Annotated in this window: 20 protein-coding genes; 12 read left to right on the top strand and 8 right to left on the bottom strand. The window is 70.5% G+C overall.

Annotated elements, in window-relative coordinates; genetic code table 11:
* The first annotated feature begins 28 nt into the window (after window positions 1-28).
* The gene (locus tag J7E97_RS34875; protein ID WP_215035582.1) at window positions 29-340 is read left to right on the top strand and encodes a hypothetical protein; all 312 of its coding nucleotides are present in this window, start codon (window positions 29-31) and stop codon (window positions 338-340) included.
* A gap of 71 nt (window positions 341-411) precedes the next feature.
* On the opposite strand, the gene J7E97_RS34880 is transcribed toward J7E97_RS34875, so the two are convergent.
* A complete protein-coding gene (locus tag J7E97_RS34880; RefSeq protein ID WP_215035584.1) occupies window positions 412-1,092 on the bottom strand; it encodes an HSP18 transcriptional regulator in 681 nt (226 codons plus the stop codon).
* Window positions 1,093-1,220: 128 nt separating this feature from the next.
* Between J7E97_RS34880 and J7E97_RS34885 the strand changes: the two genes are divergently transcribed.
* From J7E97_RS34885 to J7E97_RS34910, 6 genes are all read left to right on the top strand, one after another.
* Window positions 1,221-1,655, top strand: a complete 435-nt coding sequence (locus tag J7E97_RS34885) for an Hsp20/alpha crystallin family protein (protein ID WP_215035586.1) — start codon at window positions 1,221-1,223, stop codon at window positions 1,653-1,655.
* Window positions 1,656-1,760: 105 nt separating this feature from the next.
* Window positions 1,761-2,156, top strand: coding sequence for a DUF2267 domain-containing protein (locus J7E97_RS34890; protein WP_215035588.1), 396 nt, complete (start codon window positions 1,761-1,763; stop codon window positions 2,154-2,156).
* A gap of 50 nt (window positions 2,157-2,206) precedes the next feature.
* A complete protein-coding gene (locus tag J7E97_RS34895; protein WP_215035590.1) occupies window positions 2,207-2,650 on the top strand; it encodes a DUF2267 domain-containing protein in 444 nt (147 codons plus the stop codon).
* A gap of 189 nt (window positions 2,651-2,839) precedes the next feature.
* The gene (locus J7E97_RS34900; protein ID WP_215035592.1) at window positions 2,840-4,387 is read left to right on the top strand and encodes an FAD-dependent oxidoreductase; all 1,548 of its coding nucleotides are present in this window, start codon (window positions 2,840-2,842) and stop codon (window positions 4,385-4,387) included.
* A gap of 118 nt (window positions 4,388-4,505) precedes the next feature.
* Window positions 4,506-4,961, top strand: coding sequence for an SRPBCC family protein (locus J7E97_RS34905; protein WP_215035594.1), 456 nt, complete (start codon window positions 4,506-4,508; stop codon window positions 4,959-4,961).
* Between the two features lie 193 nt (window positions 4,962-5,154).
* Entirely contained in the window at window positions 5,155-7,422 is a 2,268-nt protein-coding gene (locus J7E97_RS34910; protein WP_215035596.1) for a catalase, read from the top strand.
* A 174-nt stretch (window positions 7,423-7,596) separates the two neighbouring features.
* Here J7E97_RS34910 and J7E97_RS34915 read toward each other — a convergent pair whose 3' ends face one another.
* Both J7E97_RS34915 and J7E97_RS34920 read right to left on the bottom strand, forming a co-directional pair.
* Window positions 7,597-8,820, bottom strand: coding sequence for an aromatic amino acid transaminase (locus tag J7E97_RS34915; RefSeq protein ID WP_215035598.1), 1,224 nt, complete (start codon window positions 8,818-8,820; stop codon window positions 7,597-7,599).
* Window positions 8,813-9,871 carry a DMT family transporter gene (locus J7E97_RS34920; RefSeq protein ID WP_251055656.1) on the bottom strand — a complete coding sequence of 353 codons (1,059 nt, stop codon included), beginning with the start codon at window positions 9,869-9,871 and terminating at the stop codon, window positions 8,813-8,815. The genes J7E97_RS34915 and J7E97_RS34920 overlap by 8 nt, the downstream gene beginning before the upstream one ends.
* A gap of 155 nt (window positions 9,872-10,026) precedes the next feature.
* On the opposite strand from J7E97_RS34920, the gene J7E97_RS34925 reads away from it, so the two are divergent.
* Window positions 10,027-10,485, top strand: coding sequence for an Lrp/AsnC family transcriptional regulator (locus tag J7E97_RS34925; protein WP_215035600.1), 459 nt, complete (start codon window positions 10,027-10,029; stop codon window positions 10,483-10,485).
* Between the two features lie 9 nt (window positions 10,486-10,494).
* On the opposite strand, the gene J7E97_RS34930 is transcribed toward J7E97_RS34925, so the two are convergent.
* The 3 genes from J7E97_RS34930 to J7E97_RS34940 form a co-directional block, all read right to left on the bottom strand.
* Window positions 10,495-13,134 (bottom strand): SpoIIE family protein phosphatase/ATP-binding protein, encoded by a 2,640-nt coding sequence (locus tag J7E97_RS34930; protein ID WP_251055661.1) that lies wholly within the window; start codon window positions 13,132-13,134, stop codon window positions 10,495-10,497.
* A gap of 249 nt (window positions 13,135-13,383) precedes the next feature.
* Window positions 13,384-13,815, bottom strand: coding sequence for a VOC family protein (locus tag J7E97_RS34935; RefSeq protein WP_215035603.1), 432 nt, complete (start codon window positions 13,813-13,815; stop codon window positions 13,384-13,386).
* A gap of 167 nt (window positions 13,816-13,982) precedes the next feature.
* A complete protein-coding gene (locus tag J7E97_RS34940; RefSeq protein WP_215035605.1) occupies window positions 13,983-14,687 on the bottom strand; it encodes a TetR/AcrR family transcriptional regulator C-terminal domain-containing protein in 705 nt (234 codons plus the stop codon).
* A 125-nt stretch (window positions 14,688-14,812) separates the two neighbouring features.
* On the opposite strand from J7E97_RS34940, the gene J7E97_RS34945 reads away from it, so the two are divergent.
* The 3 genes from J7E97_RS34945 to J7E97_RS34955 all read left to right on the top strand — a co-directional run bounded on the left by J7E97_RS34945 (window position 14,813) and on the right by J7E97_RS34955 (window position 17,179).
* Entirely contained in the window at window positions 14,813-15,559 is a 747-nt protein-coding gene (locus J7E97_RS34945) for a DUF4386 domain-containing protein (RefSeq protein WP_215035607.1), read from the top strand.
* A 393-nt stretch (window positions 15,560-15,952) separates the two neighbouring features.
* On the top strand, window positions 15,953-16,138 hold the full coding sequence (locus J7E97_RS34950; RefSeq protein WP_215035609.1) for a hypothetical protein: 186 nt from the start codon (window positions 15,953-15,955) through the stop codon (window positions 16,136-16,138).
* Window positions 16,139-16,354: 216 nt separating this feature from the next.
* The gene (locus J7E97_RS34955; RefSeq protein ID WP_215035611.1) at window positions 16,355-17,179 is read left to right on the top strand and encodes an alpha/beta fold hydrolase; all 825 of its coding nucleotides are present in this window, start codon (window positions 16,355-16,357) and stop codon (window positions 17,177-17,179) included.
* A gap of 144 nt (window positions 17,180-17,323) precedes the next feature.
* Here the strand turns inward: J7E97_RS34955 and J7E97_RS34960 are convergent, their stop codons facing one another.
* Complete coding sequence (locus J7E97_RS34960; protein ID WP_215035613.1) at window positions 17,324-17,977, bottom strand: phosphoribosyltransferase; 654 nt, start codon at window positions 17,975-17,977, stop codon at window positions 17,324-17,326.
* Window positions 17,978-18,260: 283 nt separating this feature from the next.
* Between J7E97_RS34960 and J7E97_RS34965 the strand changes: the two genes are divergently transcribed.
* Complete coding sequence (locus J7E97_RS34965) at window positions 18,261-18,740, top strand: hypothetical protein (protein ID WP_251055658.1); 480 nt, start codon at window positions 18,261-18,263, stop codon at window positions 18,738-18,740.
* 288 nt (window positions 18,741-19,028) lie between these two features.
* On the opposite strand, the gene J7E97_RS34970 is transcribed toward J7E97_RS34965, so the two are convergent.
* Window positions 19,029-21,977, bottom strand: coding sequence for a hypothetical protein (locus J7E97_RS34970; RefSeq protein ID WP_215035617.1), 2,949 nt, complete (start codon window positions 21,975-21,977; stop codon window positions 19,029-19,031).
* Between the last annotated feature and the right edge of the window lie 681 nt (window positions 21,978-22,658).

The following is a 22,658-nucleotide window of genomic DNA, read 5'->3' on the forward strand; positions in this document are numbered from 1 at the left end:
CACAGTCCCAGGGTCTACCCTCGGCACGGTGACGGACAACAAGTTCCAGCTCAAAGCGATCGCCGCACTCACGGCTCTCCGGACGGGGGCCGACAGCGACTTCGTGTCGGACCTGCTCGCAGACGTGGTTCCGTCACACTTCTTCGTTCCGGCTGACGCCAGCCCCGAGGAAACGGCCCGCGCCGTGCTGGAACAGGTTTCGCAGCCCTTCAACGCGCTGGTCACCGGATTCATCGCGGCTTTCCAGACGGTCGCCGACGCCTATGACCAGAACAGTCCGCAGACGCCCGCGCAGGAGCTTCTCCAGAACCTCGCCCTCGCCCTCGACGACATCGAGTGACAGGTGTCGCTCGCGGCAGCCGCGAGCGACACCATGGGACGACCTGCCACGCGCCGCGAGCAGGGGGCGGTTCACGTGCTTCGCTGGTCGCGGGTGTTCTGGCGGAGCTGCTCGGCGTGCCGGGTCAAGGCATCGATGCGTTCGGAGAGGTCGGCGTTCCGGGGCCCGAGGTGAGGCCGGGTGGCTGCCAGGGGGCGCACGAGCCGGGCGGCGTCGTCGTGCGCGAGGGCCCGGTTCAGGTCGCCGACAGCGTCCTCGGCACTGGCCGGCAGGCCGGCAAGGGATGTGACCTGGCCGGCGAGGCGGCGGAGGTCGGCGGCGTTGTCGCGGGCCCAGGCGGTCACGGTGCGGTCGGCGGCGCGGGTGTCGCGCGTGGCCTGGACGCGTTCTTCGCCGGTGCTCCCCGCGGCGCCGGGGCGCAGGCGCAGATAGCGGCGTTCGGCGGCCTGGCGGCTGGCGACCCCGAGGGGTCCGGCGAGGTCGGACCAGCTCGCGCCGTTTCCCCGGGCGGTTTCGATCAGTCCGCTTTCCCAGCCGGCGAGCTGTTCGCGGATCTCGCGCAGCATCAGCAGTGCGGCCAGAGCCGGGTCCGGGCCGGAGTCGGTCGCGTCCGGCGCCGTAGTCGGCCCGGTTCCATGACCGCTGCCCGCAGACGATCGCCGGGCGTCCCTCACGGACTGGTTGATGGCTTCCAGGGCCGCGGCGGCGACACGGAAGGGGACTGTCTCGGTCGGCGTGGCGGGTTCGTTCATGGGACTCTCCGTCGCTTCGTCATCCTCCAGATGACATTCTGCTTGTCATCGCTTCGATGACATGTTACAACGGAAGCACGTTGAAGCGCATTGGCAGTTCCTGCCTGACCAACTGGAGGTGTTTCGCAATGTTGATGCGCACTGACCCGTTCCGTGAGATGGACCGGATCGTCCAGCAGCTCTCGGGTGCGTCGGGTACGTGGTCGCAGCCGTCCGTGATGCCGATGGACGCCTACCGCGAGGGCGACGAGTACGTGATCGCCTTCGACCTCCCGGGGGTGAGCACCGAGGCGATCGACATCGACGTCGAGCGGAACATGTTGCGCGTGAAGGCCGAGCGCCGGCCCAACTCGAACAAGGACATCGTGCAGATGGAACTCTCCGAGCGGCCCCTCGGTGTCTTCTCTCGCCAGATCGTCCTGGCGGACACCCTGGACACCGAGCGCATCCAGGCCGACTACGACGCGGGTGTCCTGACCCTGCGGATCCCGATCGCCGAGCGCGCCAAGCCCCGCAAGATCAGCATCGGCGGCGAGTCCGACCGCAAGCAGATCTCCGGCTGATCCCTGCCGCACCAGCCGGTCGCGGAGGGCGGGAAGAGCCGATCTCCCCCCGGCATCCCGTCCTCCGCGCCTCCTTGACCCCTCACCCCTCCCGGAGGCGACGTGATGTCGATGCGTAGGGAGTCGTTCCTGGCCCACGTCCAGGAGCGCGGCAAGTACGAAACCGCGGAAGAGGCCGAACGGGCGGTCCGCGTCGTCCTGGCCCTGCTGGGCGCGCATCTGGTGGGAACCGTGCGGGCCGAGCTCGCCGCGCGGCTTCCCGAGACGTACGCCCTGATCCTTCTCAACCCCCTGCAGGCCGCGGAACCACTCTCACCCGAGCGGTTCGTCCGTGCCGTCGCGGCCTGGATCGAGGGAGCCACCGAGACGACGGCACTGTGGGACATCGGCGCGGTCCTCTCCACGGCGGCCGCCGCCGCGGGCGTCAGCCTCACCCGAGAGATCCTGCTCCAGCTCCCCGACGGATACGACCTTCTTTTCGGCCCACCCCAGCCGACCTGACCACCACCGGCCGAAGGCCGGATGCTTCGCAGAGAAAGGCAAGCGCAGCCATGTATGACCAGCCTCGAGCGAACCCGTCCCAGACGGTCATGACGTTCGACCAGATGCTGGAACGCGTGCGCCACGAGGGCGCCTACCCCACCCGCGAACGCGCCGCGGCAGCCGTCCACAACGTCCTGGCCGCCCTCGGCCGCCAGCTCACCGGCGACGAACGCGTCGACCTCGCCCAGTGCCTCCCCGTCGAAGCCGCCCTCACCCTGACCGCCCAGATCCCCGACACCGAACACCTCACCGGCTGGGGCTTCGTCAAGGACCTGGCCGCACGGACCGGGGCGCCCCCCGCCACCGCCCGATGGGACACCGGCGCCGTACTCGCCGTCGTCACCCGCCTCGCCGGCCCCGACCTCCTCGCCCGGATCCTGCGCCGGCTCCCCGGCGGCTACGCCCTCCTCTTCGGCCAGGCAGAACTCAGCCAGCCCCAGCCCGCCGCCTGATCCCGACCCTGGGGGCCGTGGAACCCTCGCGGAGTCCGCGGGCCCCCAGGTCCGCCGCTGGAACGGGGGCCGGGGATGCGCCTGAACACCGAGCCGCGCTGCTCCGGTGGCGGTCTCGGGCGCGCCACCAGACTCGACGCGGGCGTTACGGGTGCGTTATGGGCGGCGGTGCCTGGGCAGGCGCTAGGCATGAAACGTCTTTCCGAGCCCGGGCGCTCGTACTGGCTGCAGTCGGCCGACCTTCCCGCCTTTCCGCCGCTCATGGACTCCGCCGAAGCGGACGTGGCAGTCATCGGGGGTGGGATCGCGGGCCTGAGCTCAGCATGGGAGCTCACCCGCGCGGGCCTGAGCGTCATCGTGTTGGAAGCGGACCGGCTCGCCGCGGGGGTGACGGGCCACACCACCGGGAAACTCACTGCCCTGCACACCAGCATTTACGGCAAGCTGCGCTCCGAACACGGAGAAGATGCGGCCCGGGTCTATGCCGGCTCCCAGAGCGCGGCGATGGGCCACGTCATCGAGGTGGCGGCGGAGCTGGGCATCGACTGCGACCTCGAACGCCGGCCCGCCTTCACCTACTGCGAGGAGGACGAAGGAGTCGAAGGTCTGCGGGATGAGGCCGAGGCCGCCCGGGCGGCGGGCCTCGACGCGTCCTTCGTCACCGAGACCGACCTGCCGTACGCGGTGGCGGGAGCCGTGAGGGTCGAGGACCAGGCACAGTTCCATCCCCTGAAGTACCTCCGGGGACTCGTCGTCGACCTCGTCGCGGACGGGGGACGGGTCCATGAGCTGACCCGTATCACCGGGATGGACGCGGGTGAGCCGTGCCGGCTCAGCACTGCCTCCGGCGCCACCGTGACCGCCCGCCACGTGGTCGTGGCCACGCACCACCCCGTCTTCGACCACGCTCTGCTGGCCACCCGCCTGACCCAGCACCGCGATCTCGTCATCGCCGGGTCGCTGCCTCCCGAGCGGGACCCAGGCGGCATGTACATCACCACGGAAGGCGGCAAGCGGTCCGTACGCACCGCCCCGGACGGACACGGCGGCAGACTCCTGATCATCACGGGGGAGGCGTTCACCCCCGGCAGCGGAGCGGACACCGAGGCAGGCTACGCACGTCTCCAGGACTGGGCGAACGAGCGGTTCCCCGGCGTCACCATGACCCACCGGTGGGCGGCCCAGGACAACAGCGCCACCGATTCGGTGCCCCTCATCGGCCCGATGCGTCGGAACGGCGAGAACGTCTACGTGGCCTCCGGCTTCGCGGGCTGGGGAATGACCGGCGGAGTCCTCGCCGGTCAGCTGCTCGCCTCCCTGATCACGAAAACCGCGCGTCCGTCGTGGGCGGAACTCTATGACCCGCACCGCCTCGGGCCCGCCCTGGGCTCGGCACCCGAGTTCCTCAAAGCGCAATGGGACGTCGGAAAGCACTTCGTGAAGGACCGGCTCGAATCGTTCGGTGACGGCTCCAACGGCCCCGTCAGCTCCTTGGCCGCCGGCGAGGGAACCGTGGTCCGGGCAGACGGCCGACCATGCGCCGTCCACCGTGACGACCAGGGCAACCTGCACGCCGTCTCAGCTGTCTGCACCCACCTCGGCTGCCTCGTCGCGTTCAACAACGCCGAACGTACGTGGGAATGCCCCTGCCACGGCTCCCGCTTCGGCATCGACGGGGAGATCCTCCAGGGCCCGGCCTTGCATCCGCTGGAGCGGCGGGACCCCGGGGACCTCTGACCCTGTCCGGCGGCCTGCGGCGCCGCTGATGCCGCGCCGATGCCGCCCCGAACGGGATATGAGGCGAAATTCCGGGCAGTCGGACCAGGGACTACTACCTCCGGACCGGGGAGGAACGATGGCCGTACGAAACCGACTGATCCACGCCACGCCGCGCGAGGTGTGGGCGGTCCTCACCGATGGCTCCCGCTATGCCGACTGGGTGGTCGGCACGAGCGAATCACGCGTGGCCAGGGGCCAGTGGCCCGAGGTCGGCTCCGCGCTCGAGTACACCGTCCGCATCGGACCGTGGACGGGATCCGGCACCACCGTGGTCCGGCACGTGAAAGCCGCGTCCGAACTCGAGCTGGAGGTCGACAGCGGCCCGCTCGGTACGGCCCGGGTCGCCATCGAGATCCGCCCCTGGGGCGAGCAATCCTTGGTCATCGTGGACGAACACCCGCTGCGCGGGATCGGCGGCACCCTGCACAACGCCGCGCTCGACACCCTGATCCAGGTACGCCACCGCGACATGCTCGGGCGACTCGCGAAGGTGGTCGAAGAGTCCGCCGACCGGCAGCGTCAATCGGTCTGAGCGCGGTGACGTAGCGCGGGGAACAGCCGCGACCGGTGTACGGGTCGCGGCGGCGGCGGTGCACGCGGCGGCCGGCCGGGGCTCGTCGTGCCATGGCGTGGCACGGCGAGCCGGCGACTCCCGCCGCCCTATATGTTCATATTTAGAAGGTTTTCTTTGGTCACCCCGTGACGTAAGGAAAAGAGGAACAACGTTGAACGAGCAGAATCCCATCAAGGCCGCGGCGGAGAAGGTCACCGATGCGCTGCGCAGCGACGACGGTGCGCAGGACGGCGTCCCCGGCAAGCCGGGACCCGTTTCGCCACAGGTGGCGGAACCGACCACGCCGACGGAACCCCTTCCGCCCAAGGCGGACCAACGCGGCCCCGAAACCGTCAGCCCCACCGGTCAGCCCACCGGCGCGCAGCAGGCCCGGATGGCTCAGAGCGGCCCGCATCTGACCACCGCGCAGGGTGCCCGGCTCCCCGACACCGACCACTCGCTCAAGGCCGGACCGCGCGGTCCTGTACTGCTGCAGGACCACCACCTGCGCGAGAAGATCATGCACTTCGATCACGAGCGCATCCCGGAACGGGTCGTGCACGCCCGGGGCGCGGCCGCCCACGGCACCTTCCAGGCGTACGGCACCGCCGCCGGAGTGACCAAGGCCGCGTTCCTGGCCAAGGACGCGGAAACGCCGGTGTTCGTGCGCTTCTCCACCGTGCTGGGCTCCCGCGGCTCCGCCGACACTGTGCGCGACACTCGGGGCTTCGCGACGAAGTTCTACACCGAAGAGGGAATCTTCGACCTGGTGGGCAACAACATCCCGGTCTTCTTCATCCAGGACGCCATCAAATTCCCCGACGTCATCCACGCCGGCAAGCCCCACCCGGACCGGGAGATCCCGCAAGCCCAGAGCGCCCACGACACCTTCTGGGACTTCGTCACCCTGCACACCGAGGCCACCCACCACACGCTGTGGAACATGTCCGACCGCGGCATCCCCCGCTCCTACCGGACCATGGAGGGTTTCGGCGTCCACACCTTCCGCCTCGTCAACGCGGAGGGCGCCACCACGCTCGTGAAGTTCCACTGGAAGCCCAAGCTCGGGGTGCACTCCCTGGTCTGGGAAGAGGCCCAGATCGCGGGCGGCGTGGACCCCGACTTCCATCGGCGGGACCTCGCGGACGCCATCGAGGCCGGCGCGTTCCCGCAGTGGGAGCTGGGCATCCAGACATTCCCCGACACCGCGGAGCAGACCTTCGCGGGCATCGACCTCCTCGACCCGACGAAGATCGTTCCCGAAGAGCTGGCGCCGGTCCAGCCGATCGGCCTGCTGACCCTGAACGCCAACCCGTCGAACTACTTCGCCGAGACCGAACAGGTCGCCTTCCACGTCGGCCACCTCGTTCCCGGCATCGACGTCACCGACGACCCGCTCCTCCAAGGGCGGCTCTTCTCCTACCTCGACACCCAGCTCACCCGCCTCGGCGGACCCAACTTCGGGCAGCTCCCGATCAACCGGACGCACGCCCCGGTCAACGACATGCTGCGCGACGGCATGCACCAGACCGCCGTGCACCGGGGCGTGGCCCCCTACCGGCCCAACAGCCTCGACGGAGGATGCCCCTTCGTCGCCGGCGCGGACACCGGGGCGTTCATCGAGGCACCCGCACCCGTGGCCGAGAGCAGGAAGGTGCGGGAGGCGCCGGCCTCCTTCGACGATCACTTCAGCCAGCCCCGGCTGTTCTGGCTCAGCATGACCCCGCCCGAGCGGGAGCACATCATCGCCGCCTACACCTTCGAACTCGGCAAGTGCTACGAGCAGGCGATCAAGGAACGCGCGCTGCACGTACTCGCCAACATCGACCCGCGGCTCTGCGAACAGGTCGCCGCGGGGCTCGGTCTGCCCGCGCCCGCCGCCGGCCGGCTCGAAGATCCCGAGCCCAGCCCCGCCCTCTCCCAGCTCGGGCACACCTGGCCGCTCGACGGCCGAGTCATCGGCATCGTCGCCGACGAGGCCGCGGACCTGGACGGCGTCAGGTCCGTACGCCAGGCAGTACTGGACGCGGGCATGGTCCCCCTCGTCATCGCCCCGACAGGCGGCACGATCGACGCCGACGGCGACCCGTTGACCGTCCAGCGCACCTTCGCCACCGCCCGATCCATCGAATTCGACGCGATCCTCCTGGCCGGCGCGCCGGCCACCGGCGCCGACGCCTACGGCGCACGCGATGCCAAGGCCGGCGACGCACGGTCTTCCGCTACGGATCCCAGGGTGGCGCTGCTCCTGAACGAAGCCTTCCGTCACGGAAAGGCGATCGGCGGCTGGGCGGGTGCCGAGGCGGTCCTGGCCGCCGCAGGCGTCCCCGCCGACGCGCCCGGCGTCGTCCAGGGCGACTCGGGCACCACCACGCTGGAGAAGATCAGCCAACTGCTGGGCGCACACCGCGTCTGGGAACGCTTCCCCACCACGGTCTGACAACGTGCGCCGTGCCTCAGCGCCGACGCGCCCTCGTCGGCGCTGAGGACGCCCCGGCGTCACGCGGAACCGCCCATGCGGCTCCAGCCGGTCCGCGGGTGAAGGCCGCGACCTTCTCGGGCCGCTGGCCGACGTACTCGCGCTTGACGGGAACTTCACCACAGTGAAGACCAATCACCCACCGTGAGCACGGGTCGCGGACACGGGCACCCGGCCCTCGGCGAGGACACCGGCGATGCCCCGCGCGAGACAGGGGATCCGGTGCGCCGGGATCCCCGCGACGTTGAACCGCCCCGAGGCGGTCCCGTAGACGGCGAAGCGGCTGCGCAGTCCGTGCATCTGATCCGGTGTGAGCGGCAGCATCGAGAACATCCCCTTCTGCCGTGCCAGGATGTCCGCCTGCGTGCCCCAGCCCAAGGCGCTCAAGTGCGCGCTCAGATCAGCCCTGTTGGCCGTGATCCGCCCCCGCATGGCATCCAGTTCGGCCCGCCAGGCGGCCCGCAGTCCGTCGTCCTCGAGAATGGCGGTCACCACCGCGGCGCCGTGCTCCGGCGGCATCGAATAGAGCGTCCGGGCGGCGTTCTGCAGTGCCGTCTCGGCGTGCCGCAGCGACTGGCGGGACGCGCCGAGCACCACGGCGCAGCCCGTTCGGTCGCTGTAGAGGCCGAAGTTCTTCGAGCAGCTGATGGCGAGGAGCATCTCCGGAACCCGCTCCGCGAGCATCCGCGTCGCCGCCAGGTCCGCTTCCAGGCCGTCGCCGAGCCCGTGGTAGGCGAGGTCGACGAACGGAACCCACCCCGCCCGGCCGGCGAGCTCGGCCAGCGCCTCCCAGGTCCCGGTGTCCGGATCGACTCCGGTGGGGTTGTGGCAGCACCCCTGGAGCAGTACGACGTCATCGCGGCCGGCGGCTCCCAGGTCACGCAGCATGCCCGCGGGGTCGGCCCGGCCGTGCCCGTCGATCCAGCGGTACGTACGCACCTTCAGGCCGGCGGCCTCCAGGATGGGCTGGTGGTTGACGTAGGCGGGGTCGCTGATCCACACCGTCGTGCCCGGGCGGGTCCGGCAGATCAGATCGGCCAGCAGCCGCAGCGCGCCGCTGCCCGCGACGGTCTGGACCGCCACGGCCCGGTCCGCCGCGCCGCCGGAGCCCAGGACCATCGACAGCATCGCGCGGTTGAAGGCGGTGTTGCCCGAGAGCCCGCGGTATTCCTTGGACTCGGAGCGCTCCGCCAGGCGTATCTCGGCCTCGCGGACGGCGGCCATGACCGGGGTGCCGCCCGTGTGGTCGCGGTAGACGCCGAGGACGAGGTTCAGGCGTTCGGCCCGGCCGTCGGCTTCGAACGCCGCGGTCAGGTCCCAGAGCGGGTCCACGGGCGGCGGGAGGAGGAGCTCAAGCATGTGCGGGACCCTTGGAGTGCGGATGGGCGTGGTGGCCGGCGTGGTGGCCGACGTGGGGACCGGTGGCGGGCCCGGATGAGCGCGGCCGGGAGCGCCGGTTGGCGAGTACGACGCCCGCGGTGATGAGGGGCACGCCGACGAGCACGCTGAGCGTCGGGGACTCGTCGAGCAGGGGGACGGCGAGCAGGACGACGGCGACGGGGCTGAGGCTCCCGATCACGGAGCTGCGTTCCGCGCCGAGCCTGCGGATGGCGAACGCGTACAGCAGCCCGGCGCACAGGCCGACCCCAAGCCCTTGTACCAGCAGGAACAGCAGGATGTCGGATCCGGCGGCGGACGCCAGGCCGGTGGGGAGCACGCCGGTCAGGACCAGGAGCGCCATCGCCGCGAAGGAGGGCAGGCACAGCAGTCCGATCGATCCGACGGGGTCGAGGTCCACCTCCTTCAGGCCGACGGTGTAGAGGGCCCACAGCCCGCTGGCGGCGAGGAGGATGCCGGCGCCGGCCAGTACGCCGGTGTCCAGCGGTACGACGTGGTGCCAGACGAGTGCGACCACGCCCACGGCTATCAGCGCGAGTCCGACCGCCTGCGTACCCCGGGGTGCGCCCCGGCCGCCGGCGACCATGAGCGCGCAGACGAAGAGCGGGACCATTCCCGGGATGAGCGAGCCGACGAACGCCGCCGAGGTCAGGGAGCCGCCGTACATCGCCGCGAGGAAGAACGGCAGACCCGCGCCGCAGATGATCTTGGCGGCGGTGGCCGGGCGCACCGCGGCGATGCGTCGGCGGCGCCGCCACAACGCGGGCGCGAGGACCAGGACCGGGACTCCGAAGCGCAGCAGGGCGGCGTCGGCGGGCCGCAGGGAGGAGGCGCTCAGGGCTCGGGCGCTGAGCGCGAAGGCCGCCCAGATGGCCACGGTCACCAGCAGCGCCGGCATCCCCAGCGCCTGGGGGGAGAGCCGGCCGAAGCCTGCTGCCCCGGTCCGCGGGGGGCTCGCGGCGGCCCCCTCCTGCGGGAGGCTCGTCGCGGGCCCGGTGTTCGTCGTGACCAAGAGGTCCTCCAGCTCAGGGGCCGGATCCGGCCAGGGGCAACGCTAGGGCTTTGCGCGGGGCAGGCGATTGCCAGTTCTGCCCTCCTGGCATATGTTTGGGGCAGAATCTGCCAAAGGATGACCGTGAAGCGGTCGCCGCCCGCCAAGGAGGCGCCGTGGATGGGGTCGATCTTCAAATCATTCGCGAACTGCAGGCCGACGGAAGGCTGTCCAACCAGGACCTCGCCGACCGGATCAGGCTGTCCCCGTCGCCCTGCCTGCGCCGGGTGAGGCGGCTGGAGGAAGCGGGTCTCATCCGCGGATACACGGCGATGGTCGACCAGGTCGGCTTCGGTCTTCCCATCACCGTCTTCGTACGGATACGCCTGGAGCGCCACACGGGGGAGGCGGTCAGGGTGTTCGAGGAGCACGTCGCGGTCATCGAGCACATCCAGGACTGCTACCTGATGGCGGGCAGCAGCGACTACCTGCTCCGGGTCGTCATCGAAAGCCTCCAGGCGTACGAGGCCTTGGTGCGCGACCGGATCCACGCCATTCCCGGCATCGCCTCGATCGAATCGAGCTTCGCGTACGGCAGCGTCAAGCAGTCCAGGATCTACCCGGCTCCCGCGTGAGCCCGCCGTTCAGTGTTCCGCGGCGTCCGGCAGCGGCTGCTCGGACCAGATGATCTTCCCGTGGGCCGTGTAACGGGTGCCCCACCTACGGCCGATCTGAGCCACCAGGAAGAGCCCGCGGCCCCCCTCGTCCGTGGTCGCGGCGTACCGCAGGTGTGGTGAGGTGCTGCTGCCGTCGGAGACCTCGCAGGTCAGCAGCCTGTCGTCGTTCAGCAGCCGGACGCGGACCGGTGCGCTGCCGTGCCGGATGGCGTTCGTGACGAGTTCGCTGAGGACGAGCTCCGTGCCGAAGGCGAGCTCGGACAGGCCCCATTCCTCCAGTTTCGCCACGGCGCGGGCCCGCACCTGCCCGACGGCGCTCGGCTCGAACGGCACCTCCCAGTCGGCGATGCGGTCCGCGCCCAGCGCCCGCGTCCGCGCGACCAGGACGGCCACGTCGTCCCGGGGGTTCACCGGCAGCAGCTCCTTCAGGATCGCCCGGCAGGTCTCGTGCGGCCCCCGGTCCGGGTGGGCGAGGGCCGAACGGAGCAGCTCGAGCCCCTCGTCGATGTCCCGGCCCGGATCCTCGATCAGGCCGTCGGTGTACAGCACCAGCTGCGAGCCCTCGCTCAGGTCCAGCTCGGCCGACTCGAAGGGGAAGCCGCCCAGCCCCAGTGGCGCGCCCGGAGGCAGGTCGGGAATCTCCGTCGAGCCGTCCGGGCGCACCACGAACGGTGGCACGTGCCCCGCGCGGGCCACCGTGCACCGCTGGGTCACCGCGTCGTACACGGCGTACAGGCAGGTCGCTCCGAGCAGCCCGCCCCCGTCGACGCCGCCCTCCCTGCTCTGGTCGATGTACTGGACGAGGTCGTCGAGACGGGCCAGGAGTTCGTCGGGGGGCAGGTCCAGGGACGAGAAGTTGAGCACGGCCGTGCGCAGCTGGCCCATGGTGGCCGCGGCGTGCAGTCCGTGGCCGACGACGTCGCCCACGACCAGCGCGACCCGGCTGCCCGGCAGCGGGATCACGTCGAACCAGTCGCCGCCGACCCCGGAATGGGCGGGCAGGTAGTAGTGCGCCACCTCCACGGCGCTCTGCTCGGGCAGGTCGCGCGGCAGCAGGCTGTGCTGGAGGGTCACGGCCAGGGCGTGCTCGCGGGTGTAGCGGCGGGCGTTGTCGATGGTGATGCCGGCCCGGGCCACGAGCTCCTCGGCGAGCGAGAGGTCCTCCTCGTTGAAGGGTTCCGGCTTCCGGGAGCGCCAGAAGTTCGCCACGCCGAGTACGACGCCGCGGGCCGTGAGGGGAGCGGTGATCAGGGAGTGGATCCCGAAGTCGATGATCTCCTGAGCCCGCGGCGGGTCCTGGGCGTGCCAGCCGGGCGCGTCGGCGAGGTCGGCGACCACCTCCGCCCGGCCGCTGCTGAGGCCGCGCGCCTGCGGGGTGGAGGGCAGGAAGCCGATCAGCCTGCCGCGCGGGTAGAGGGGCGCGCCGTCGCGGATTCCGCTGACCCCGGTCCGGCGCAGCTCCGCGCCCGGGGTGGGCTCGTCCCCGTGGAGCACGGACTCGGCCAGGTCCACCGTCACGAAGTCCGCGAAGCGCGGTACGGCGACGTCGGCGAGCTCCTGGGCCGTCTGCTCCACGTCGAGGGTGGTGCCGACCCCGACGCCGGCGTCGTACAGCAGCCTCAGTCGCCTGCGGGCCGCGTCGGCGCGGGTGCTGAGGACGCGCATGTCGGTGGTGTCGCGGATGGTGGCGGCCGCCCCCTCGGGCCCACCGCCGGTCCGCGTCGGCCTCTGGTTGATCACCAGCAGCCGGTCCCCGGCCTCGTGCACCTCGTCGGTGGCCTCCCGACCGGACATCAGCAGGTCGGCCACGTGCCGGTCGAGGCCGGGCAGCTCCCGGACGAGTGCCCCCTCGGCGTCCGAAGGCAGCCGGAGGAGCCGCTTCGCCTCGTCGTTCGCGAGCAGCAGCCGGCCCGCGCCATCGGTGATCAGCACCCCCTCGCGGACGGCGTGCAGCACCGCGTCGTGGTGCTCGTACATCCGTGTCATCTCGAGCGGGCCGAGCCCGTGCGTCTGGCGTCGCAGGCGTCTGCTGATCAGCGCCGCGCCCGCGGTGGCCAGTGCGAGGCCGGCCGCGCTGACGCCGAGGATCACGGGGAGCTGCCGGTCGACCACACCGGTGACGTTCTTCACGGTGAGGCCGGCGGACACCAGTGCCACCACCCGGCCGTCGTCGGCGAAGACCGGCACGACGGCCTGGATCTCATTGCCCAGCGGACCGGCCACGCTCTCCGTGTACACGTGGCCGGCCAGCGAGGGCTCGATCGTGCCGACGAACCGCTTGCCGATGCGGTCGGGGAGGGGATGGGTGTAGCGGATCCCGCGGGTGTCCATCACCACGATGAAGTCCACCCCGGCGGCCTTGCGCGTCGACTCGGCGAGCGGCTGGAGCACCGCTGAGGGATCGGGGGAGCGGAGGGCTTCCTGCAGCCCGAGCGAGCGCGCGAAGGTCTGCGCGACCGCCACGGAGCGGGTGCGGGCCTCGCGGTCGATGTCGTGGCGCGACTGGAGCACCAGCGCGAGCACCGCACCGGCGGCGAGCAGCACCACGACCGCCACCTGGAGGACGAATACCTGCCTGGCGACGCTCCGCGGGCGATTTCCGGTCAGTGACCGCACCGACGTCCCCGGTACGGGTTGCAAGGATGGGTCACGAAATCAGTTGTAGCACCGTCGGCCGCCCGTGGTACGCCGGACGCACATTCCACGCCGTCGAAGTGGCGCGCTGCCCGGGCCAGGGGGGCCGCGAACGTCATGGCGGTCATGGCATCCGTGGTTGCCGGGAACGGCGAGTCGGCCGCCGGACCGTAGCCGCCGAATGGCGAGCGCTCCTGGTGCCCGTACGACCGGCGCGGGATGTCAGCGCTCCGACAGCTCCGAGGGGGCTTCCTGAACCACCCAGCCGTTGCCGTCCGGGTCGGTGAAGGTCAGGAAGGAGTTCCAGGTGCCGCCCTTGCCGTCCTCCCAGCCCGTCTCGCCGACGTGCCGCACCGGCGAGACGTCCACGCCCCGTCCCGCCAGCTCCTCGCGCGCCGCCTCGATGTCGGTCACACAGAGTTGCAGTCCGTGCAGGGTGCCCGGCGCCATCTGGCGCGCTCCGGGTGACGGGGGCATGCCGTGCTCCAGCACGACCGAGCAGCGCGAGCCGGGCGGTGTCAGCTGGATGATGCGGATGCCGGGGGAGACCTCGCTGTCGAGGTCGACCGTGAAGCCGACCTTGTCGGCGTAGAACTCCTTCGCCCGGTCCATGTCGGCGACAGGTACCGGGACCACTTCGAGCGTCCAGTTCATGACGGGTCTCCTCGGAACGCGAATCGTGCGGGGACGGTCCACCGTCGCCCACGAGCCGGGCGCGCGCACGGCGAAACGCGGCAAGCGACAAAAGAATTGGCGGCGCCCGAACGGCCTCGTCAGCTGGGGACAACCGCTCGGAGCAGGCGGAGCGCGTCACTCCGTCGTCATGCTCCGGCCCCGCCCCCGGCGGAGGTCCATCCCCGCTGGTGGAGCTTCTCGAGGCCGTCCAGGAGGAGGTCCAGCGCGAACTCGAATTCGAACTGGTCGTCGCAGCTCCGGCCGACGACGGACGTCGTGTCATGGGCGGCTCCCGCGGCCAGCTCGGCGATCCGCGGGTACCTGGCCGCCATGGCCGCGAGCGCCTCGGCCCCGCCGTCGGGGCCGGCGCTCCCCGAGTCGTCGAACAGCTCCTGGCTGAAGCCCAGCAGCCGGCTGCCCATGGCGTGCATCGCGTGATGGGTGAGGTCGACGGAGAAGCCGCCGTCCCGGAACGTCCCGATCATCGAATCCAGGTACTCCAGCACGGCGGGGGTCGGTCCGGTCCGTGACTCGATCACCTGCGAGGCCCAGCGGTGGCGCAGGAGCACCCGGCGGGCCGACAGAACACGCTGACGGACCACGTCCTTCCAGCCGGAACCACTCGGCGGCAGGTCGATCTGGGCGACGACCGTATCGGCCATGCCGTCCAGCAGCTGCTCCTTGTTGGGCACGTGCTTGTAGAGGGCCATCGGCACGACGCCCAGCTCCTGGGCGAGTCTGCGCATGCTGAGCGACTCGATGCCGCTGTCGTCCGCGAGTGCGACGGCCGCCCGCAGTACGCGCTCCCTGTTGAGCGGCGCGCGGCGCCCGGTCTCCGGCTGCTGTGCCATCTCGTCTCTCCTCACGGACCCGGATCGGGCATCGGTCGGTACTCCTTGACGAGTGTACGCCGTACACCTACTGTGGCGGCCAGCGAGGTGTACGGCGTACACCTTCCTGGTCGAAAGGACCGAAGATGAGCTCAGACAGAAAGACCGCCGTGGCCGCGGGCGTGCTGTTCCTGGTGACCGAGATCGCCGCGATCGCGGGGCTGGCCCTCTACCGACCCCTCCTGGACGGCGAGGCGGAAACCCTCGGCGCCGGCGCCGCCACCTCGGCGTTCCTCGGGGCACTGTGCGAACTGACCCTCGTGGCCGCCGTCATCGGCACCGGAATCGTGCTGTTCCCCGTCCTCCGGAGGCGGCACGAGGGGATGGCGCTCGGGTACGCCTGCCTCCGCCTCCTGGAAGCCGCGATCATCACCGTCGGCATCCTCAGCGTCCTGACGCTCGTGACGCTGCGGCAGGAAGCGACGGGGGCCTCGGCCACTGCGCACGCCACCGGTACGGCAGGCGCCGACCGGGCCCTCGTGGCCCTGCACGATTGGACGTTCCTGCTCGGTCCGAACGTCGCCCTGGGCCTGAACACGGCACTGCTGGCGTACGTGATGTACCGCTCCCGGCTCGTGCCGCGGTTCATCGCCGTGCTGGGGCTGATCGGCGGCCCACTGATATGCGCCTCCGCGGTGGCCGTGATGTTCGGGGCCTACGAGCAGATCTCGGTCACGGGCTCCGCCTTGGCCGTCCCGGTCTTCGCCTGGGAGGTGACGCTCGCCGTCCGGCTCATCGCCAAGGGGTTCGAACCGGCCCGGGCCGGTTCGACGGGCGCCCCGCAAGCAGCTCCCGTCCCCGCTGAGGAGAGCAGGGAAGCCCTTCGAGCCTGATCTCCGCGAGCACGCGGCCCGGCAAGCCCGCCCCTACCACTCGATCCGGCCGGAAGGGCGCAGCTGCGTAAGGCCTGCCTCCAGTGACAGGCTCAGCCGTTGCGATGTCGCTCCCGATCGGTACGGTCACCGTCGGTCCCGTCTCGTTTGCAGGAGGAATGGCCATGGTCCTCGAACCACCGGCGCCCGGAGCGGCTGCGCAGCGCCTGCTGCCGGACCGGGGTCGTATCCGCAACCGGCTCAACTTGCTGGTGCTGACCATGGCGTTGGTAGGCATCGCGGTCAGCGGCTGGGTGGTCAACAGCTTCTTGCGCCGCTCCTCCAGCTCGCCGTGTGGTCAGCGCGGAACTGACAGCGGGCGTGACCGCATCGGCCTGTGCCCGTTGTCTCTGTATGACCCTGGACGACATCGAGGACCTTCTGGACGAGCCTGGCGACCGGCTGCCACTCCTCACGCACGGCGAGGCGGGCGCACTCGTTGCCCTACTCGGCCGCCTCGCTGCCCGCGACGACGACCAGCTCAAGAGGGCCGCGCTCACGCTTCAAGCCCGCCTCGAAACGCGCCTGCCTATGCCGTAAGCACGCCGCCGCAGCCCACCCCGTGGGGAGCCGGGAAGACGGCGCGCCCGGGATGGTCCGAAGCCACAACAGATGCCGGGGGTAGCCCGGCGCAGCGCGGGCGGCTTCTCACGCACGGAGAGGCGGGCGCACTCTTTGCCCCCGCACAGCGCTGGCCTCCGGCCCGCTTCGACGGCCGGGGCATGAAAGCCCGGACGGGCGGAAAGGCGCCTCACCATGGGGACACCGGGAACGCGGCCGGTCGTAGAGGGCCGGTTCCACCACCGCGGGGCCGAGCTGGTGTACGACGACGCCGGTACGGGACCGCTGGCGGTGTACGCGCACGGCGGGTTCGTCAGCCAGGCCGTCGAGCAGCGGATGGACCTGTTCGACTGGGCGCCGGTCCTCCGGACGGGCCGGCGCTTGGTCCGCTACGACGCACGCGCCCACGGCCGCTCCACCGGCCGGCCCGTCGATACGGACTACACCTACGCCTCGCTCGCCGACGACCTGCTGAGCCTGCTCGACCATCTGGGCACCGTAGAACCCGTAGAACCCGTCGACGCCATCGGCGCGTCAATGGGCTGCGGCACCTGCCTCCACGCGGCCGTCCGCGCGCCGGACCGTTTCTCCCGGCTGGTCCTGCTCCTCCCGCCGACCGCCTGGGCGACCCGGGAGGCGTACGCCCGGGCGAACCGGGCCGCCGCCGACACCATCGAACGGGAAGGGGCGGGGGACTGGCTCGCCGCCCGGGGCGACCCGCACCGTCCCGCCGTCGTCGCCGATGTCCCGGAGTTCCCGCCCACGCCGCCGGAGCCGATCCTGCCGTCCGTCCTGCGCGGCCTGGCCCGCTCCGACCTGCCCCCGCCCACCACGCTCGCCGCGCTGCGGTGCCCGGCCCTGATCCTGACCTGGGTGGATGACCCCGGCCACCCCGTGTCGACGGCGACCGCCCTGGCCGACTGTCTGCCGGAGGCCGAGCTCCACCTCTCCCGTACCCGCGCCGACGTGCGGACCTGGGGATCGCGTATCGCGGACTTCCTCACGGATCACCGACCCTGACCCTGACCCTGACCCTGCCACGGCCCCTGACACCGGTCAGCGCTTCGTTCCAGACGTCGGTGGCGACTTCGGGCAGCAAGCGCACGTACAGGAAGTAGTCGGTGGTCGGTCGGGTCCAGCAGCAGGATGTCGGTCGCTCCGGCGTCAGCCGGCCGCGTGCTCGTGTTCGAGGATGTCGATCACCTCGCGGTCGGTGACCTGGTGGAAGTCGTCGTACCAGACGCCGACCGCTTGTAGGTCGCGGTGGGGCTGGAGGCAGACGACCTGGTCGGTGTCCCGGCCCAGGTCCTCCGCTGTCCGTGCGGCGCACACCGGTACGGCGAGGACGAGAGCGGCCGGGTGCTCGGCGCGGATCAGGCGCAGAGCGGCGCGGGCGGTGACTCCGGTAGCCAGTCCGTCGTCGACCAGGATCACCGTGCGGTCGTGCAGGACGGGGGCGGGTCGGCCGTGCCGGTAGAGGCTTTCGCGGCGGTGCAGTTCGACGCGTTCCCGCGCGACGTCGGAGGTGAGTTCGTCCGGGCTGATGCCGAGCATCTTCAGGGCACGCCAGTCGAACAGAGGCGGGTCCTCGCCGGCGATCGCGCCGATTCCCACCTCCGGCTGGCCGGGTACCCCGATCTTGCGGGCAACGAGCACGTCCAGTGGCGCGTCAAGGGTGCGGGCGACCTCGGCCGCGACGGGAACGCCGCCTCGTGGAAGGGCCAGTACGATCGGATCCGGCCAGTGCTGGGTCGCTCGTAGCTCTTCCAGTTTGGCTGCGAGCTGCCGACCGGCCTGTTGTCGGTCTTGGAACCGCATGGGAATCCCTCCTCACCTTCCGGTACCACGGGCGGTCACATGCCGGTGGGCCATGCCAGCCGCTGCCGCTGCCGATCGGGACTCCGCTGTCCTGCGCCTGCCCAGAGTCCCCCGCAGGAAACGACACCCGCAGGCAGCGGCTTCAGGATTCACCAGACCCGGGCCTGCTCCGCGGCCTACCGTATGGACGTAGAGCCGTAGGCTGCCGACACCCAAGGAGAGCTCAGTGCCATCGTCCTGCGAACCTCAGTACGCTCCGGCCGGCGATGTGGGTGCGGCGCTCATGGTGATCGACTCCCGCCTCAAATCGATCTACGACGACACCGAGACCGGCCCCGAGCAGCGGCTGCTGACGGACCAGTTCATCGCGTCGTTGGGGCCCCGGGGAGCCCACGAGCTGCTCGACGGGACGTGCACGCTCATCTACATGTTCATGACGTGGCTGCGAAAAGCCTGTGAAGAGCACGACGAGGACGTCATCCAGTTCGTGGTGCCGAACCTCGTCGCCACGATGAGCACGATGTCGCGGAGCGTCCCTCCTCAGGCCATTCCCACCATGGCCGGCATGGTCATCGCCGCAGGTACCGGCCTGAGTCCCAGTCTGTGGCGCAAGCAGTACGGCGAGTGGACCGAGGAGGAGATGACTCCTCTGGAAGCCACCGCCATTCTTCTCGCGGAGCAGATCAACCGCATCGCCGACGACCGTGAATTCGCCACTCGCCTGATCACCGCGGCCCTGTCCAGGGCGGATGACGAAGATTGAGCTGCACCCCTGCCATGGGGCAGCGGCAGGCGGATGTCCATGACGAGCAGAGCGACGGGGAGCAGTCGGTCGGTCAGCGAGGGGTCAATGCGGCCAAGTTGGTTCACCGGTCTCACCGATGACCTCTGGTGCATCGGCATGTGGACGCCCCCGCGCACCAAAAAACGCCCCCGATGGGGGCGTTGATCGGGTCGGCCGGGTGGGACGTCGGTCGGGGTGCTGGACGCGACCCGGCTGGGGCCGGCCGACGACCTCCGCCCGATACAGCAGCGGGGTCGAAGGTCGAGCTCAGAGGCGGAAGGGGTTTCCGCCGTTGGCCGCGATCAGGTACCAGGCGGTCGCACCGGTGTGCAGGGCGGCGTAGTAGATGTCGCCCTCGCCGGTGGTGAGGCCGTCGCGGGACGCGGCGACCAGGCCGTTGCCGTCGGTGTTCGGGGCGCCGCTCTGCGCCAGCTGGAGGGTGTTGAGCAGGACGCTGGCCTTGGCGTCGTCGCCGTCCGCGCGGCGTGCGTTGTAGGCGGCCAGCAGGTGGGCGGTGCCTTCGAACCACACCTTGGAGGTGTCCGTACGCCCGAAGCTGACGCCGGTGTAGGGGCCGTCGGTGGCCGCGAGGTTGGTGGCCGCCCAGTCGATGGAACGCGAGTAGGCGGGGTCCAGGGTGGCGAGGTAGCTCCAGGTCTGGACGTCCTCGGGAACGGTGTCGCGGTTCTGCGTGACGCCGTCGAGGCCGGTGCCGGTCCACAGTCGGCCGTCGTCGGCCTGCATGCTGCGGACGAACGAGAAGGCGTTGTCGGAGCGGCTCTTCCAGACCTGGTCACCGCTGGTGGCGGCGAGCATGGCGAAGAAGGCGCCGGTGTCGATGTTGTGCTCGGTGGCCTTCCACTGGATCGGGATCATCTCGGCACCGGTCTCATCGGCGTTGCGCTCGCCGCCGGTGTACCCGCCCTGACCCCGGCCGTCGGCCGAGTGGTCCTGGATCCAGTGGGCGGCCTTGAGGGCTCCGTCGAGGAACCGCTGCTGGCCGGTGGCGCGGTACAGGCGGGTGAAGGCCATGCCGGCCCAGGCCATGTTGCCGGTGTAGACGGAGAAGCTGCCGACGTAGGGGGTCCCGGAGGCGGTGACGAAGGGTTCCGGCTCGTAGGAGGCCCTGAGGCGGCCGTCGGGGTTGATGTCGTGGGCCTGGGCGTACAGCAGGCTGTCACCGAGCGCGATGGCGTGGGAGACGTCCTCGCCGCTGCGCCGCTGCAAGAACGCCGTGATGATCAGGGCGTTGTCGTAGGTGAAGGACGCCTGGTAGCCGGTCGGGCCGAACTCGTCGCCGGGGGCGAAGTGACCGCCGGTGTAGCTCTGCGGTACGCGCAGGGCCGAGCCGGACGCGAAACGGTCCATGGCCTGCTGGAGGAACGTGTCCGCCCGGTCGGTCGATCCCCGGGAGGCCTCCGACCAGTAGGCGGGGCGGTAGGAGGGGGAGTAGCTGACGTAACCGAATTTCGCCGCACTGGTCATCGTGGCCATGATGACGCCCGCGAGGAACTCGCCCTGCAAGGCTCCGGCCAGCAGGGTCCAGCCCCTGACGTTGCGGATCTCCTCGTCGTCGTACTCCCAAGCCTGCCGGTAGTCGCCGGCCGCGCACGGCGCGTCCTTCACCATCCGGTGGGTGCTGCTCCAGACGTCCGCCGGATCGACGGAGAGGCAGAGACCGGAGCTGTTGTTGACGACATGCGACCAGCCGGGTACTCCAGCGGACTCGATCCGCCAGTGTTCGTTGTTCTCCGGTGTCCCCTGGCTCACGGGGCTACCGTCGACGGGTGAGGGGTACGCGCCGGTGGAGTTGGCGACGCGGCGCTGGGTCGTCTTGTCGATGATCGCCATGTTGGCGAGCTCGGGGAAGCCCGAGGATCCCCAGTACCGCAGGTCGACCGGTTCCATCTGCCAGGGAAGGCCCGCGGTGGTGCCGTACGCGTACAGCTGCTGACCGTCGTACGAGGCGGACCCGTCGGTCGCCACGCTCCGTCCGTCGGGGTTGACCAAGGTGTGGTTGGAGGGCTCGTAAGTCCAAAGCTGGCTGCTGCCGGGAAACGCGAGGCAGTCCTTGATGCTCAGCCGCAGGACGTCGGGAGTCGTGGGCTCGGGTTCGCCGTCGAGACACTTGTTGGCGTTGACGTTGACGAACTCGGAGTACACGCGGCCGTCGACGTCGATGTGCCGGACGGCCTGCCAGACCTGGCCGAGGCTGCGCCGCCAGACCGCCTGCTTCACGGCGGTGCCGTTCTCACGGGAGTCGCCCGCGGCCTCGATCACCCTGGCGCCGTCGGTGGAGTAGTCGCGGAACCGGTAGGTGTATCCGGGCTCCGCCATGGCCCGCATCGGGGAGTTGAACTGGACCCCGAAATGGTCCGAGCCCAGGACGGCCATGCGCTGGGTGGTCGTACCGGGCGCGGGCGGCGTGCTGGTGACGGCGTAGTCGAGTTCCGAGTCCTGGCTCCCGCCGGTGCCGGGATGCGTGACGTCACCGCTCCTGCGCAGGTGTCCACCCGGAGGGTTCCACGTGTTGCGCTGCCCCGCGGCGTTGGCGCCCATGAGGTTGTAGTTGAAGTCTCCGGCCACCGCCCAGTCGCCGCCGGAGACACTGCCCCGGTCCATGACGGCCCGGATGGCGTTGTCCCGGTCGTTGCCGTTGCCGGAGAACCCGTGAACGCTGTAGAACGAGTCGTTGCCGATCCGCACGCCGATCATGGGGCGCGGGAGCGTCCCGCTACCGGCCTGACCGTTGCCGTTCATGGTGTCGGGCTGAACGACCAGTGGCGTCACGGTTCCGGAGACCGCGCTGTTCCTTACGATGATCGCCATGTTGACCCGGCCGGGGTTGGTCGCCGTCCCGCCCGTGTCGGTCTGCATCCAGAACAGGGTGTGGGTGGGTCGGCTCGCCGAGCCGAAATTGTACTGCCGCACCGTGTAGTTGATGGTGTTCTGCACGGGCAGGGTCCGGTCCGAGAAGTCCGTGTACTCGGCGGTCACCGTATGGTCGACGATCGGATTGATCGAGGAATCGGCAGGGAGATTGCCCGCCTCCTGCAAGGAGACGACGGCATTGCGCGGACCGCCGCCGGAGCGGTCGTCGAGCATTCCGAGGATGTCCTCGGTCCACTTCGACCCGCCGCCCGCACCCTGCATGTTCCAGGTGGCGAACCGGTAGTCGTTGACGGCGGCCACGGCCGGTGCCGGCTGGCCGAGCACCTTGAGGACCGCGAGGATCAGGGAGAATATGGAAAGAACCGCGATCTGTCCCCTCCCCCGTCTGCTCCATCTACCCCGGCCGATTGAACGGTGCATGAATTCTGACTCCTGCTCATAATGAGGAATGCCCCGGCGCGTAGTCGCGCGGGGCATCGTGTGGGTAGGAATATGAGAGATGGGGCAAGGCGTGCGCCGCGCGAAAGCTTCGCGGGATACCGAGGCTACCGGCCGCCCACCGCGTGCCCGGACTCGGGGCGGACTACGGGGAGAGCGGCAGTGGGAGACGGCCTGAGCGCCGCGCGAAGCCGGGCATGGGCGGCGCCGAACTCCGCCACGGCCACGCCGACGGGCAGCGAGAGGTCCACGCTGCCCAGGGGCCGTGGCGATCGGGCCCGTGTACAGGGTGTTGACGCAGAGGGCGGCAGCGGCCACACCCGCCAGGAACGCGAGGGCGCCGGACCAGTTGACGCCGCCGGTGTACTAGGTCCTGTCTGGAGTCCAGATCATGAGTTTGGTAGATCGCCTGCGCGCAGGGTCTTGGTCTTGATAGGCCATCAGTCATGGCACGAGGCGATCTCACCGACGAGCAGTGGGCTCTGATCGAACCCCATCTCCCTATCGCTGCGGTCGGTCCTATCCCCGACCTGCGGAAACACTTCAACGCGGTGATGTGGCGATTGC

It is taken from the genome of Streptomyces sp. ISL-66 (assembly GCF_018614135.1).
In the GTDB taxonomy this organism is placed as follows: domain Bacteria; phylum Actinomycetota; class Actinomycetes; order Streptomycetales; family Streptomycetaceae; genus Streptomyces.